Origin of the sequence: Companilactobacillus kimchiensis (assembly GCF_001438805.1) — a bacterium.
GTDB lineage: Bacteria > Bacillota > Bacilli > Lactobacillales > Lactobacillaceae > Companilactobacillus > Companilactobacillus kimchiensis.
This window is the reverse complement of sequence record NZ_JQCF01000040.1, coordinates 1-14,426: the sequence shown is the minus strand read 5'-3', so window position 1 is coordinate 14,426 and position 14,426 is coordinate 1. Positions and strand designations below refer to the sequence as shown.

The 14,426-nt window shown below is 36.1% G+C and carries 15 protein-coding genes; 8 read left to right on the top strand and 7 right to left on the bottom strand.

What is annotated here, in order from left to right; genetic code table 11:
• The first annotated feature begins 297 nt into the window (after positions 1-297).
• Complete coding sequence (locus IV57_RS12270) at positions 298-1,281, top strand: aldo/keto reductase (RefSeq protein ID WP_057881811.1); 984 nt, start codon at positions 298-300, stop codon at positions 1,279-1,281.
• 46 nt (positions 1,282-1,327) lie between these two features.
• On the opposite strand, the gene IV57_RS12265 is transcribed toward IV57_RS12270, so the two are convergent.
• The 5 genes from IV57_RS12265 to IV57_RS12245 all read right to left on the bottom strand — a co-directional run bounded on the left by IV57_RS12265 (position 1,328) and on the right by IV57_RS12245 (position 7,811).
• Positions 1,328-1,633 (bottom strand): hypothetical protein, encoded by a 306-nt coding sequence (locus tag IV57_RS12265; protein WP_057881810.1) that lies wholly within the window; start codon positions 1,631-1,633, stop codon positions 1,328-1,330.
• A gap of 23 nt (positions 1,634-1,656) precedes the next feature.
• Positions 1,657-1,959: a hypothetical protein gene (locus tag IV57_RS12260; RefSeq protein ID WP_057881809.1), complete on the bottom strand. Its 303-nt coding sequence runs from the start codon at positions 1,957-1,959 to the stop codon at positions 1,657-1,659.
• A 95-nt stretch (positions 1,960-2,054) separates the two neighbouring features.
• Positions 2,055-4,799: a transglycosylase domain-containing protein gene (locus IV57_RS12255; RefSeq protein WP_057881808.1), complete on the bottom strand. Its 2,745-nt coding sequence runs from the start codon at positions 4,797-4,799 to the stop codon at positions 2,055-2,057.
• Between the two features lie 117 nt (positions 4,800-4,916).
• A complete protein-coding gene (gene pepV, locus IV57_RS12250; protein ID WP_057881807.1) occupies positions 4,917-6,314 on the bottom strand; it encodes a dipeptidase PepV in 1,398 nt (465 codons plus the stop codon).
• Positions 6,315-6,380: 66 nt separating this feature from the next.
• The gene (locus IV57_RS12245) at positions 6,381-7,811 is read right to left on the bottom strand and encodes a glycerophosphodiester phosphodiesterase (RefSeq protein ID WP_057881806.1); all 1,431 of its coding nucleotides are present in this window, start codon (positions 7,809-7,811) and stop codon (positions 6,381-6,383) included.
• Positions 7,812-7,876: 65 nt separating this feature from the next.
• Here IV57_RS12245 and IV57_RS12240 point away from each other — a divergent pair, with 65 nt between their 5' ends.
• From IV57_RS12240 to IV57_RS12215, 6 genes are read left to right on the top strand one after another with little or no spacing between them, the layout of a single operon-like run.
• On the top strand, positions 7,877-8,209 hold the full coding sequence (locus IV57_RS12240; RefSeq protein WP_057881805.1) for a hypothetical protein: 333 nt from the start codon (positions 7,877-7,879) through the stop codon (positions 8,207-8,209).
• Positions 8,210-8,212: 3 nt separating this feature from the next.
• Entirely contained in the window at positions 8,213-8,836 is a 624-nt protein-coding gene (locus tag IV57_RS12235; RefSeq protein WP_057881804.1) for a metallophosphoesterase family protein, read from the top strand.
• 6 nt (positions 8,837-8,842) lie between these two features.
• Positions 8,843-10,204 carry a bifunctional metallophosphatase/5'-nucleotidase gene (locus IV57_RS12230; RefSeq protein ID WP_057881803.1) on the top strand — a complete coding sequence of 454 codons (1,362 nt, stop codon included), beginning with the start codon at positions 8,843-8,845 and terminating at the stop codon, positions 10,202-10,204.
• A gap of 9 nt (positions 10,205-10,213) precedes the next feature.
• Positions 10,214-10,846: a YutD family protein gene (locus IV57_RS12225; RefSeq protein ID WP_057881802.1), complete on the top strand. Its 633-nt coding sequence runs from the start codon at positions 10,214-10,216 to the stop codon at positions 10,844-10,846.
• Positions 10,843-11,619: a TIGR01457 family HAD-type hydrolase gene (locus IV57_RS12220; protein WP_057881801.1), complete on the top strand. Its 777-nt coding sequence runs from the start codon at positions 10,843-10,845 to the stop codon at positions 11,617-11,619. The genes IV57_RS12225 and IV57_RS12220 overlap by 4 nt, the downstream gene beginning before the upstream one ends.
• Positions 11,612-12,214, top strand: a complete 603-nt coding sequence (locus IV57_RS12215) for a TIGR01906 family membrane protein (RefSeq protein WP_057881800.1) — start codon at positions 11,612-11,614, stop codon at positions 12,212-12,214. The genes IV57_RS12220 and IV57_RS12215 overlap by 8 nt, the downstream gene beginning before the upstream one ends.
• Positions 12,215-12,224: 10 nt before the next feature.
• Here the strand turns inward: IV57_RS12215 and IV57_RS12210 are convergent, their stop codons facing one another.
• Both IV57_RS12210 and IV57_RS12205 read right to left on the bottom strand, forming a co-directional pair.
• On the bottom strand, positions 12,225-12,866 hold the full coding sequence (locus tag IV57_RS12210; protein ID WP_057881812.1) for a VTT domain-containing protein: 642 nt from the start codon (positions 12,864-12,866) through the stop codon (positions 12,225-12,227).
• Positions 12,867-12,959: 93 nt separating this feature from the next.
• A complete protein-coding gene (locus IV57_RS12205) occupies positions 12,960-13,952 on the bottom strand; it encodes an NAD(P)/FAD-dependent oxidoreductase (RefSeq protein WP_057881799.1) in 993 nt (330 codons plus the stop codon).
• 79 nt (positions 13,953-14,031) lie between these two features.
• Between IV57_RS12205 and IV57_RS12200 the strand changes: the two genes are divergently transcribed.
• Positions 14,032-14,418 (top strand): CvfD/Ygs/GSP13 family RNA-binding post-transcriptional regulator, encoded by a 387-nt coding sequence (locus IV57_RS12200; protein WP_057881798.1) that lies wholly within the window; start codon positions 14,032-14,034, stop codon positions 14,416-14,418.
• The last annotated feature ends 8 nt before the right edge of the window (positions 14,419-14,426 follow it).

Sequence of the window (14,426 nt, the reverse complement as noted above, 5' to 3'; positions counted from 1 at the left end):
TCTGGAATAAAAATCGGAAATAAGGTCAGCCGTGAAATTTCTACTTGGTCAGCCTCCGTTCTTTGCTGGCCTAGTAGAAGGCTCGATTTCAAAACAACTCCGAACTTGAGTTGGTTCGAAACGATGCCCATGGCGTTCCACCTTATTTCCGATTTTTATGGAAGACGGGAAGTTATAACTCTTGCTCTAACCGAACTTAAGTAAAAACTTAAAAATAAATCGAATAGGCAATCAATTGACGATTGAATAATTAAATATCATAATAAAATTTGTATAACTAAGAAAGTAGGGACTAAGATGAAATATCGTAGATTCGGTAAAACTAATTTTAATGCCAGTGAAGTATCATTGGGTACTTGGCAATTGGGTTCTAAGTGGGGGGATCCTTTCAGTGAAAAGGATGCTCAAGAAACACTTGAAGCGGCCTATGATGCTGGGGTCAATTTCTTTGATACAGCGGACGTTTATCAAGATGGTGCTAGTCAACGTGCTTTAGCTAAATTCATCAAGGGTAAAGAGGATAAGGTTTTTGTTTCAACAAAAGTTGGTCGTCGTTTGGACCCTCATGTTGCTAGTGGCTATAATGCTAAAAATATCAGAGGCTTTGTCGAAGACTGTTTAACTAATCTTGATGTTGATGCTTTAGATAATGTGTTGCTTCACTGTCCACCTACGCAAGTTTATTACGAACCCGAAGTTTTCTTTACGATGGATCAATTGAAAAAAGAAGGTAAGATTAAGAACTACGGTGTTAGTGTTGAAAAAGTTGAAGAAGCTATGAAAGCTTTGGATTACGATATTTCTTCAGTCGAGATCATCTATAATATGTTCCGTTTACGTCCAGCTGATAATTTCTTTAAAATGGCTCAAGAAAAGGATGTTGGAATTATTGCTCGAGTTCCATTAGCTAGTGGTTTATTGAGTGGTAAATATACCCTGAAAACAACTTTTGGTAAAAATGATCATCGGACAACCAATCGTCATGGTGAAGAGTTTGATGCCGGTGAGACCTTCTCTGGAGTTGATTACGCTACGGGTGTTAAAGCAGCTGAAGAATTGAAAGAACGCTTGGGAACAGCTGATAAATTAGCTCCTATGGCCTTACGATATATCTTGATGTCTGATGCTGTCAGCACAGTTATTCCAGGAGCATCTAAACCTGAACAGATCACCAGAAACGTTGCGGCCGCTGATCTACCAGTTTTTACGGCTAAACAGATGGATATTGTCCGTGATGTTTACAATAAATATATTAAGAATCCAGTTCAATATAAATGGTAAAAAAATCCCTCAACTGCACATATTCTGTGAGTTGAAGGATTTTTGATTACTTATTTCTAATTCTTTTGACGATCGAACTAATTATGAAGACAATGACCACTAACATGACGATCATAGTGACAATTGTATTGATATAGGCTAGGTTGGCTGGTAATTTGACGAAGTTCATCAAAGTAGTGTAGATACAGTAGATAGCGATAATAGTTAAAGTGATCGTATCCATTGTCCAGACCTTCTGTGTATCACTGTGTGAAAATTTAGAAATCATATAAATGATATATACCACGATCAATAAAACTGCGACCATTGATGTGATAGCATTTCTAGCTAATTCAAAGTTTCCTGGAACCATTTGCTTTTCCCCCAAAAAGAAAGTTATTTGTTATTAATTGATTTACGTTGTTTATGCAATTCCCAAATGATAACGACAATATATCCAAAAGCAACTAAGGATAGACCACCAGTTATTATTGAACTGAGTTCATATGGTAGGTTGATAAAACCACCCAGAATTGAATATAAAGTATTGATCAATACGATGACGGCTAAGGTCAATGATTTGTCCCAAAGCTTAATGTTATGGTGCATTTTGTAGGCAATAACGACGACCATAAAGATGATCAAAATTGCAGCTACGATGTATAAAGAATTTTGTAAAAATCTTGGACTGAAATACATAGTTGTCTCCTTAAATCAAAAGTAACGCTTTCATTTTATCATAAGTTTGAAACTAAACATAAAAAAGGTCGGAACAAATTTGTTCCGACCTCAGTTTATTCACTGATACTAGGTGTTTCAGTAGTTTCAGTATTACTTGAAATAGTATCACCAGTAGAAGCACTGTTATTACTTTCGGATGAAGTTCCAGTTTCGGAACCAGTACCTGAACCAGCTCCAGCTCCTGAACCTGAGCCAGTACCGGTTTCGGAGGTACCATTAGAAGTCGTTGAATTTGTAGTATTTCGGTTAGTTCCTGCAGTAGATGAAGCACTGTTAGTAACAACTTCAGATGATTCATTACTATTAGTGCTATTACTAAATCCAGTTGTCCGACCACTACCATTTTCATTAGCTAGTTCATTGGCACTCTTAGTATTTTCGCCTAATTGTTTAACGACCATATAGCCATTATCTTTACCAAAGTAATTATCCCAGAATAGTTTATAATTCTTGGCTTTACCACCAATAGCGAAACCATCATAGGACATATTACTTGGACTACCATTATAGTAAAGTGATTTGGCAGTATGTTGGTTGACCTTAGTTGAAATACCATTGTAACCAATTGAACCAGTATAAGTACCGGTTTCTTTATCAACTTTGTAAGATCTGACACCAGCAGGTTTACTGAAGGACTTATTGACGTTAAAGACGCTCTTATCTTCAGCATATAAAGAGTTAGCCATGTTGGCCCAAAGTTCTTGGTTAATATCGGTTGAATTACTTTCAAGGTTGTAGTTATTGCCATAGAAGTTATCGTAACCGATCCAAGAAGCTAAAGTCATACCATCAGTACTACCGATGAACCAATTATCACGGTAGTCATTAGAAGTACCAGTTTTACCAAAGAGGTTTTTGGTACTGAAGTTAGATTCGTATGATAAGGCTGAAGCGGTACCCTTAGTTACAACACCATGAAGCATGTTCTTAATGATGTAAGAAGTTTGTTTAGTAAAGACACGTTTCTTAGAACCTTTGTGTTTATAAAGTGTCTTTCCCGAAGGATCTTGTATGTCAGTAACAACGTAAGGATCAACGTGAACACCTTTATTAGCAAAGGTTGAAAAGGCACTGGCTTGTTGAAGTACAGTCACACCAGTTGCGGTACCACCTAAGGTGATACCTAATTGTCTGTATTCCTTATCAGTTAAATTAATACCCATCTTCGACATGTACTTTTTGGAACTGACACCATGTTGCATGATGTAATTATAAAGGTTAACTGAAGGAATATTATATGATTCTTCCAATGTTTCACGAGCTGAGACAAAACGGTTTTGAATCGTTTCACCATAATCAGTTGGTGAGTAGCTACCAAACTTAGCCTTAAAGTCAGCTAGCATGGATTGTGAACCAATCAAACCATTCTCAATTGCCGGTGCAAAGGTGATCAATGGTTTAATCGATGAACCAGGGGATCTTTGGGTATCGAAGGCATGATTTAGTTGGGACTTCTTAAAGTTAACTCCACCGACGAAAGCTAGGACTTGACCAGATTTGTTATCAAGTAAGACTGAACCATTTTGAACAGGCTCTGACACTTTGATAGCTTTACCGGTATTAGGATCGGTGGCGTCATCAGAATGAACAGTTCCCAAATTACCCTTGAATTGCTGTGCTTGTTGATTCATAGCAACATATAAATTCTTATCAATTGTACTGTGAATTTTGTAATTTTTATTATGTAATTCGGTATCGGCTTGAGTATAGTATTTTTCGTAAAGGTTCTTATCCTTCTTGACGGCACTATACTTAATACCATCATTTTTAACTAAACGTTTGATTAAGATCGTTCTAGATTGTTCAGTTAATAAGTTGTAAATATAACCATATTTAATTTCCTTAGGACTAGCCTTAGCTGGTTTTAAGAAATCGCTCTTTAAATCGAATGCTTTAGCATCGTTGTATTCCTGCTCAGTAATTTTTTTATCACGATACATTCGATACAAGACGATATCTTTACGTTTCATACCTAAGCTCATGTCGTCCTTGAAAGTACCACGTTGAGTAGTGTTGTTGCTGGAGACGACTTTTGTATAAGGTGTATAAACGGAAGGACTTTGAGGCAAACCAGCAATAAAGGCCGATTCAGCTAAATTCAAATCACTAGCATTTTTACCGAACAATCCCTTAGCCGCAGCTTGAACACCTTGAGTGTTTTGGCCCTTATTGTTAGCACCAAAAGTAGCCGCATTTAAGTAATCTTCCAGAATCTCATCCTTAGTAAAATACTTATCAACTCGCATAGCTAGGAAAATTTCCACGGCTTTACGTTTCCAAGTAGTTTCAGAAGATAGTAGCTGCATTTTAACTGTTTGTTGCGTTAAAGTTGAACCACCAGTTTGAGCACCAATTCCGGTAACGTCAGAAATGACTGCTCGAAAGATTGATTTGGGCAATACTCCCTTGTGACGATAGAAATCACTATCTTCGGTTGAGACGATAGCTTTCTTCAAGTATGGTGACATCTCATTGAGAGATAGTTTTTTACCCTCGAGATCTTTTTGGAGATTTTCAACTTTAGTGCCATCAGCAAAATATAACGTTGCTGAGTTATTGACGTCTTGGAGTTGGGTCTTCATTTCATGCTTGGTGGGAACGTCTACTTGACTAGTTAAAGCAGAAACATATCCCATTCCAAGCCCGATTGCTAAACTCAAAAGAACCATTAATCCTGCAATAGTGTACAGAATAATTCTTCGAATAACCTCAATCGTTAGATTAGCTTTGTTAGCAAAATCAGACCAGCTCTTGATACTTTTGAAGCTGTTGACTATGCTATTCCATAAATTTTTCACTTTTAAATAAGCTCCCTTAAAAAGTTACATACCGTAATTATATAATAAAATCGATTTAGAAGTGTAAAAACAAAAAAAGTTCCGTAGAAAAGAACTTCTACAGAACTTTTAAATTCATTACTTAATCAAGCGGTAGATAGCGTCGGCGTAGATTGCAGTCGACTTTAATAATTTATCAATATTAATATATTCATTAGGTTGATGCATAACATTTTCATCACCAGGGAACATAGCTCCATAAGCAACACCATGTTTAAGGATACGTCCATAAGTACCACCGCCGACTGTAAATGGTTCTGTTTGGTCATCGGTGTGATCACGGTAAGCACCAACTAGTGCTTGAACCAAAGGATCATCAGCAGCAACAAAGTGTGGCAATTGATTGTGTCCTTCGATAACGGCTGAAACGTCAGTAGGAAGAGCTAAGTTGATTTTATTTGTTAATGTATCACCAGTATCACCCTTAGGATAACGGATATTTAACAAAATATTAGCTTGAGTTGCATCGTATTCGTAGATATTAGGTGAAACTGATAAATCACCCATAACATCATCATGATTGGCAATACCTAGGTTTACACCAGCAAAATCAAGATGTAAGTTATTAGCAATAAATGAGAAGTAGACTGATTCACTGTCATTTAAATCTAAGGTTAACAGGAACTTGGCTAAATAAGTAGCAGCATTGATACCATGTTCTGGTTCCATAGCATGAGCACCCTTACCGATAATCTTAACAGTGACAGTAGTATCCTCAGCATTAATCTCACCCTTAATTTCAGGATTAGCAGCTAAAAAGTCAGTTAACTTAGCTTTAAGATCCTCTAATTTGGCAATATTTAGATCAAGTTTAGCTTCGGCATTTTGTGGAACCATATTAGGTCTGATTCCAGCAGCAAAATTTTTAACTAAGCCAATGCTTGGTACAGGGAAGTTAACTCTGAAGGAAACGATTCCTTTTTCACCATTGATTGCCGGAAATTCAGCATCAGGTGAAAAACCTGTTTCTGGCATTGTTTCTTTTTCCATGTAATGATTGATACCGACCCATTCACTCTCTTCATCGGTTCCTAAGATAAGTTGAACATTTTTGCTGGTTGGTAAGTTTAGTTCTTTGATGATCTTCATAGCATAATAAGCAGCCAATCCAGGTCCTTTGTCATCAGCGGCGCCACGAGCATAGAAGTTACCATCTTTGATTACGGGTTCAAAGGGGTTAGTGTCCCAACCCGGACCTTCAGGGACAACATCCACGTGAGATAAGATAGCGATGGCATCGTCGTTATCGCCCAATTCAATTCTTCCGGCAAGATTATCAACGTTCTTAGTTACAAAACCATCACGGCTTGCAAAGTGTAAGAAGGTTTGTAATGCTTTTGCTGGTCCTGGACCTAGTGGAAAATCGCTAGTCTTGTGTTCTGTATCTCTAGAACTATCAATACTTACTAATTCGGAAAGATCGTTGATCAGTTCGTCTGAACGATGCGAAACTTCCTTCTCCCAATCTATAGACATATATCTTTGACCTCCAGATGAAGTTTTTTATATTTTACCAAAGGTTGACCTTAAAGGCTAATCTAGCTAAATTTTATTTATGGAATCGTTGTCATGATTAAATGAGAAATCCACATAAATATTGTTGAAATTTTTGATTAAATCAGTATTTTCAAGTGACTGATCAGTGCTGGGTCTAGTTAATGAAAGGTTCTGCAATAAATCGATATTCTTGATTCGTTGACCCTGTGGCAAATCATAATAACTCTTTTCAGATTCGTTGCCTAGATAATTATCGGGATTTAACTGAATCAAAACATTGTGTGCATTGATCCAACCGTCTTTTAATTTTAACCAAGTTTGTGTTCCGATTTTTTCAATCGTAATGATTTGTTCCGGTTGATTAGGTTCTAAACGATTGATTACTGTATTAGGATCATTGGGTTCACCGTATAGGAAGTTGTTTGGTTGTTGATTTCTAAAGATAGCTTTGGCACCAAAGTATTGGCGTAAATCACGTAAAGCATATTCGGAATTAAAACCGGTAGCATTGGCAAATTCATTTTCACCCAATTGAACGTATTTTTCACCATCAAACTTAATAATGTTGGTTATATGGTAACCAGCCAATGGTTCAACGACCTTATTGGTCTTGATTAAGCGGTAAGGATTTTCATAGATTGGTTCCGCTTGGGAGCTCATATAATAAACATTTTGATTTAAGGCTTCACTTTTAGCTTGGTCCTTTAACTGACGATATTCATTACCAGTTGCGGGATAGTTAGTAACCACACCATCAATCGGCATATTGATCAAAGTATTCCATTTTTTGGGACTCTCGTTCATTTCGTCCCAAACATAAACACTTTTACCCATGAAGTGCATTGTATCGATGATTTGGGGTGTCACAATGTTAGATGAGAGGTTTACCCCAGTAACATATTGTAAGATATCAAAATTGATTCTTTTGGTGGTCCCGGCAATAAAGATTCGAGGGATGGTAGGCATCAGCTCAGACTCGTTCTCCAAACTCTTGGTTGAGAAGGAATGAAACATGACTCGATCTTGCATTCCGTATTCATCGATAACCTGCTTCAATAAGGCTTCCATATTTTGAGGATTACCCTTTTTAGTCTTTTTAGTCTCGATAAGGAACTTGGCCTTGGGATTATTTTTGTAATGTTCGAAGACTTGGTTCAAACTATGCATAGATTCACCATTTTTCTGATGAAGTGTCGCAATATCAGAAAAGTTGTGTTCAGAAACAATTTCTGATGTGCCAGTAACCCGTTGTAAATCTCGATCATGGGAAACGACTAAGACATTGTCTTTAGAAACGTGGAGATCAAGTTCTACATAATCGGCACCCTCAGAAAAAGCCTTGTTGAAACTTTCAAAGGTTTCTTCAGGTGCGTTGATAGGATCACCACGATGTCCGATAACGGTAAAACCGCTGGCGAAAAAGAAAAGTAGTAAAGCTAGTGATATTTTGAAAAGATTGAAACTTTTTGAAATCATAATTAACTCCCTAACTTTTTAGATATTATATACTAAAATAAGTAGTGAAACGTGAGGTATTAACAATGGATAACGACAACGAAAAGCAAACATTAGATATGATCGAGCAAATTACTCGTAATGATGACACCAAGTATTATGAACTTGCCAATATCGTTATGAATGGTAGGGCCGAGAAGGCTGCCGAATTAGGAATGATCAAAGAGGTCAGAATTCTAAAACTCAATATTCCACATTCTTCAGCCGTGGGTATCTACGAGGACTACGTCAATCAAAATTATACAGTTCCCCCAATGGAATTAACAGAATGGGTTGAATATCAAAAACCAGAAGGTAAGATTCTTGATGCATTTAACGACATTCTTAAAGCTAACCGAATAATTGCAAAGGAAGATTAAATTGTGAATTACTTTATAGCCGATACACATTTTTATCATTATCAATTATTACAACCAAACAATTTTGCACCACGACATTTTGGTAATGTCGATGAAATGAATCAGGCCATGATTAACGCTTGGAACGCTCGAGTTGACGAGAATGACCGCGTTTATCATTTAGGTGATATTTCAATGCGTCCTCAGGATACACCAACTGATGAAGAAACTTATGCCATGTTGAAACAATTGAACGGTCATATGACCCTTATTAAAGGAAACCATGATTATCGTTCACTTTTTAAATATTTGGATAAACATAATGAAACAATGGCTGATGGCAAGCCAAGATTTGAATTTGAAGATGTCGGAGCGTTATTAAAATTTGATCACCACCAGTTTTACTGTACACATTATCCAATGCTATTAGGTAAAGTTGATAAGATTATCAATTTGCATGGTCATATTCATCATTATGCGGTACCAATTGCTGAAAATATCAACGTCGGGGTCGATGCTCCAGAACGAGATTACTTATCAGAAAATCTGCCCTGGGGTTCTCCATTACGTGGTGAAGAGATTATTGAGATGTATGATAAGAAGAAACAAGATTTAGCAGAACAGATGGCCAGACAACAAGGAAAGTAGGATATCATGGAAAAAATTCAAATAGTTCATACGAATGATCTGCACTCTCATTTCGAAAATTTTCCCCGAGTTGAACGTTTTATCAAGCAATCACGTCAAAATACTCCGGCTGACGATTTTTATCTGTTTGATTTAGGGGATGCCATGGACCGGGCTCATCCGCTGAGTGAAGCAACTGATGGTCAAGCAAATATTGAGTGGATGAATCCATTACATTATGATGCTGCTACGATTGGAAATAATGAGGTTTTGGGCAATAGTCATGAAGAATTGGAACATTTATATGATCATGCCAACTTCCCAGTTGTTTTGAATAATGTTTTTGAAAAAAATGGTGAACTGGCTCACTTTGCTCAACCTTCGAAGGTGATGACGACTAAACAAGGAACCACGATTGGCGTCATTGGTTTAACAGCACCATATATTTTGACGTATCCATTGTTGGATTGGGACATTAAGTTAGTGCAGGAAATGCTACCTAAGTCATTGGAACTAGTTAAAAATTGTGATGTTATTATTCTACTCTCACATCTGGGAGTTTCGATGGACCGTTTGATTGCAAAAGAACATCCTGAAATTGATTTAATCATTGGTGCTCATACACACCATTTGTTTCCTAAAGGTGAGATGGATAATGGAGTCTTGCTAGCTGCTGCTGGTAAATATGGTCAACATATTGGAATAATTAATTTGGAATTAAATAATCACCAAGTTACTACTAAGTCAGCCTTTACAACTAGGACTGATTCATTGAAGGTTTTATCTAATGATGAAGCTTGGATCGAAGGACAATTTGAAAAGGGTGAAACTTTATTAGATCAACAGAAAGTTGCCAAATTACCCGAGAGCTTGAGTAGCGACTATGCTGCCGATAATTCCATTATGCAAGAGGCCTTAACGGCAACTCAAGAATTTGCTCAAACTGATGTGGCTGTGTTAAGTTCAGGCTTGTTTTTGGATGATTTACCTAAGGGAATTATTACTGAAAAGAACTTGCATGATATTTTGCCACATGCAATTCATGTGATGAAGACAACTATGACTGGTGATAATGTTTGGCGTCTAGTAATGGAAATGGAAAAGAATCGTTTATTTTTACGTAATCATATGCAAAAAGGTATGGGATTTCGTGGTAAGATATTTGGCGAACTAGTTTATCGTGGTATTACAATTGATAACAAACGTAATGTCTATATTAACGGTAAAGAATTAGATAAGAATCAAGAGTATACTTTGGCTTTATTGGATCATTATTTGTTCGTACCATATTTCCCATCAATAGAAATTGTGGGGGATAACGAAATTATGTATCCAAAATTTTTGAGAAGTGTATTCGGTGATTACTTAAGTAAAAAATATCCAATTTGAGGTGATTACTTGCAAGAAGTTGAGGATACTAATACAAAATTAGTCGATGTGATCGTATTAGCTGATCACTTAATTACTATCGACAAAACTCAATACAGAGTAGTAGAGAATCATGACAGCGGTTTTAGTGAAGAAAGAATAGAAGAACGCTACAACAATGTTTTAGATAAGTATGATTATATTGTTGGTGATTGGGGTTATGACCAATTAAGATTCAAGGGCTTTTATGAAGATGAACGCAAAGAAAGTACGTTAGATAATCGAATTTCTCATTTGGAGGATTATTTGATTGAATACTGTAATTTTGGCTGCGCTTATTTCGTTTTGGAAAAAGTTAAAAAAGCTCCGTTGAAGAACAATAGTCATAAACCTAAGCAGCAAAAATCAAATCATAAGTTTAGAACGCGGACCAATAATCACGCCAAAGCGGGCGTGAAAGCTAATGTTAAATCTGAAACAAAGCAGGGCAACAAACCAAACTCTAAACAAAACGTTAAACCAAATAAGAATCATACTAATCAGAAGCGAAAGGCTAAAGTTTCTAAGCGTCGGGTCAATAATAAAAAGAAGACCCCAACAACAACGACAGCCCCAGCTAAGAAGACTTTTAAAATTAGAAAAATAGGTGAAAATAATAAATGAAGTATCAAACATATTTAATTGATTTAGACGGAACTATGTATCGTGGAAAAGATAAGATACCTGAAGCTAAGGTATTTATTGATAATTTAAATCAAGCTGACATTAACTATTATTTTTTGACTAATAATACAACTAAGACACCACAGCAGGTAGCAGACAATTTGGTAAATAATCACCAGATCACTGCTAAAGTGGAACAAATTATCACACCATCATTAGCTACGGCAGCTTATATCCAAAATATGTTTGATGATGAAATTGAAAATCATTCAGCTTATGTTATTGGTGAGTACGGTCTGAAAAGTGCTGTTTTTGGTACGGGAATTAAGTTGAATGAAGTAGATCCTGATGTTGTTATTGTCGGCTTAGATTATGATGTTACATATCACAAGTTTGAGTTGGCAACATTAGCTATTAAACGTGGAGCTTTCTTCATTGGAACTAACGCAGATACTAATTTACCTAATGAACGAGGATTAGTTCCTGGTGCGGGATCAGTTATTTCATTAGTTGAAACATCAACTCAGCAAAAAGCCCATTATATTGGAAAGCCAGAACGTGACATTATCGATTTTGCAGCTAAGGTTAAAGGATTTGATCCTAAGTCAGCAGTAATGGTTGGTGATAATTACAATACTGACATTAAGGCTGGAATCAATGCTGACGTTGATACACTAATGGTTTATACCGGAGTCTCAACTCATGATGACATCAAAAAAGCACCTATCAAACCAACCCATGAAGTGGAAAGTTTGGATAAGTGGGATGTCTAACGCTCAAAAGGATTTATTTTATACAATTGCATTAGCATTTTTTCTGCTAACCACGGCTATTACGGTAACTATCTTTGCTAGTTATGTTTTGTTTGCAGTTGATATTAAATATTACTATCTAGAACAAATTGTTAATATGAAGTATGGCACGATTATGAAAAACTATGCTCAAATGATGGATTATTTGATTAATCCCTTTAATTGGCATTTTCATTTAAGTGACTTCGGCTCATCGGCAGCAGGAAGACTTCATTTTCAAGATTGTAAAAAGCTCTTTTTATTAAACTTTGGTATTTTCATCGTTTCGGGAGCACTGGTTGCTAAATTCCATAAACTCAGAGCACGATTTAATCGGACTTTTCTTTGGATTGGTATTGGTGGAATTATCATTGCAGCTATGATGATGATAAATTTTGATGAATTTTTTGTTATCTTCCATGAAGTACTCTTTAGAAACAGCGATTGGCTCTTTGATCCAGCTAAAGATCCTGTGATCAATATTTTACCGGAAGATTTCTTTACGCAATGTTTCATTCTTTTCTTCATTCTATTTGAAGGTCTAAATTTTTGGAAAGCTCGACTAAAAAAAGCCTAGGAATAATTTCCTAAGCTTTTTTCTTTTTTCTGTTTTTAAGGGCAGTGATTAAAATTGGAACCAATGAAACAATAACGATACCAATGATGATCATTGAAAAATGTTCTTGTACTGCGGGGATGTTACCAAACAAATGTCCAGCAGCTGAACAAACAAGTACCCAGAGGAAAGCTCCGATAAAGTTGAATTTAAGGAAGGTTCCATAATGCATGGTTCCACTACCAGCAACAAATGGTACGAAAGTTCTGATCAATGGAATGAAACGACCAATGGCGATAGTTTTACCACCATGTTTTTCAAAGAAAGTATGTGCTTCATCCAGATGATCTTTATTAATGAGTTTGCCAAGGTATTTATTCCTCGTTGCATACTCACCGAAGTGCTCACCAATTTCATAGTTCATTGAATCTCCTAAGACCGCTGCAGCTAAGAAAATCAAAAACATTAACCACGATATCAATCCATATTTAGGATTAGCGGCTAAAGCCATAGCAGCAAAGATCAAAGAATCTCCAGGTAGAAATGGTAGAATAACAACTCCAGTTTCAATAAAGATGATCAGGAACAGTATTAGATATGTCCAAATGCCGAAATTATTTACAATATTGACCATATGATGATCAATATGCAAAATGAAATCGACTAGACCCATTACGTAACTCAATCAATCAACTCCAAAATTCAAATTAAACTTCATTATACCAGCATAACTTAAAATAACTTTAAAATTAATGGAAATTAAGAATTATTTCTCGAAAAGAGAAGTGCTGTGTTGGAAGAAATCTTTATCAGGATATAGATTACGTAGGGCTTTAGTAACTGCGATAGGTCCTTCAGCAAAGGCAGTTGCAATTAATTGTAATTTTCCAGGGTAAGTTACAATATCGCCAATCGCAAAAACGTTGGGCAAATTAGTCTCCATTTCTTGAGATACCTTGATGAAAGGCCCTTGAAGTTCAACATTCCAATCATTTAGGATCTTGGAATCTGAAACGAAACCATAGTTAACTAATAACTTGTCGGCAGTAACGACTTTAGTTTCATCAGATTTAATCATTTTTAAAGTAACATCGATTTTACGCGAGTTACTTTTATTAAAGTTCACACCTTTGATAATATAAGGATTAAGTTGCTCAACTTGAGATCGATTTAATTTTTCAACACTTGATTCCATAGCTCGATAATTATTCCTTCTATGTATTAAGGATGTATGATGGGCTACGTGACTGAGATCAATTGACCAATCAACGGCGGAATCACCGCCACCTGCAACCAGAACATCTTTACCAGCAAAGTCATCTAAGTTGTTGACAAAGTAATTGAGCTGATCACTTTCTAGAGTAGGATCATAGTCAAAGGTTAATCTACGCGGTTGAAAGGCACCATTTCCAATAGCGATAATAACCGCCTTAGTATAGATGGTTTCATGATTAGTTGTTAATTCCCAAAGATTATCTTTTCTTACTATAGAAGAAACAGAAGTTTTGAGATACTGATCACAGTTCATCAGATTAAGTTGTTCAGTTAATTGCTTAATAAGGTCGGTACCGGATATCTTAGGTAGAGCGGCCACATCATAGATATGTTTTTGAGCATAGAGTGTTTCCGGCTGACCACCTAGTTTTGGTAAACTTTCTATTAAAGAAACTTTCAGGTTGCGTAGTCGGGCAAAGTAAGCTGCAAACATACCGGCAGGACCACCACCGATAATTGAAATGTCATAAATTTTATCATTCATAATCTTAGTCACCATTTTCTGTTATATAATCTATAGATACATTGTTACACATTTACATTTTAAAGAGGGAGGAAAGTTAATGAGGATAGGAGATAAAATCACTGGAGTGATCTCAGGTGTTCAATCATATGGAGTCTTTGTTAAGTTTGACGGTGAGCATCAAGGCCTAATTCATATTTCAGAATTGAAACATGGATTCGTGGCTGATTTAAACGATAAGTATAAAGTTGGTGATAAAGTCGATGTAATTGTAATGGGAATTGATGAATATAATCAAAAAATTAGCTTATCAATGCGAGCTTTGAAACCAGAGAAGCTAGGGAGACCTATTTTACATAAGCATTTCTGGACAGATTACCGTGATAAGATTGGCTATAAGACGATAGCACAGCATAAAAACGAGTGGGTAAATGCTGCTTTAAAGCGTATTTCAGAAAAAAAGCAAAATAATTCAACTTTTTTGTAAAAAACACT

Excerpts from the sequence above, each read along its gene's own strand:
- IV57_RS12220 (WP_057881801.1), top strand. The coding sequence starts at position 10,843 with ATGAAGTATCAAACATATTTAATTGATTTAGACGGAACTATGTATCGT.
- IV57_RS12240 (WP_057881805.1), top strand. The coding sequence starts at position 7,877 with ATGGATAACGACAACGAAAAGCAAACATTAGATATGATCGAGCAAATT.
- IV57_RS12230 (WP_057881803.1), top strand. The coding sequence starts at position 8,843 with ATGGAAAAAATTCAAATAGTTCATACGAATGATCTGCACTCTCATTTC.
- IV57_RS12215 (WP_057881800.1), top strand. The coding sequence starts at position 11,612 with ATGTCTAACGCTCAAAAGGATTTATTTTATACAATTGCATTAGCATTT.
- IV57_RS12210 (WP_057881812.1), bottom strand. The coding sequence starts at position 12,866 with ATGGGTCTAGTCGATTTCATTTTGCATATTGATCATCATATGGTCAAT.
- IV57_RS12205 (WP_057881799.1), bottom strand. The coding sequence starts at position 13,952 with ATGAATGATAAAATTTATGACATTTCAATTATCGGTGGTGGTCCTGCC.
- IV57_RS12200 (WP_057881798.1), top strand. The coding sequence starts at position 14,032 with ATGAGGATAGGAGATAAAATCACTGGAGTGATCTCAGGTGTTCAATCA.
- pepV (WP_057881807.1), bottom strand. The coding sequence starts at position 6,314 with ATGTCTATAGATTGGGAGAAGGAAGTTTCGCATCGTTCAGACGAACTG.
- IV57_RS12270 (WP_057881811.1), top strand. The coding sequence starts at position 298 with ATGAAATATCGTAGATTCGGTAAAACTAATTTTAATGCCAGTGAAGTA.
- IV57_RS12260 (WP_057881809.1), bottom strand. The coding sequence starts at position 1,959 with ATGTATTTCAGTCCAAGATTTTTACAAAATTCTTTATACATCGTAGCT.
- IV57_RS12245 (WP_057881806.1), bottom strand. The coding sequence starts at position 7,811 with ATGATTTCAAAAAGTTTCAATCTTTTCAAAATATCACTAGCTTTACTA.
- IV57_RS12265 (WP_057881810.1), bottom strand. The coding sequence starts at position 1,633 with ATGGTTCCAGGAAACTTTGAATTAGCTAGAAATGCTATCACATCAATG.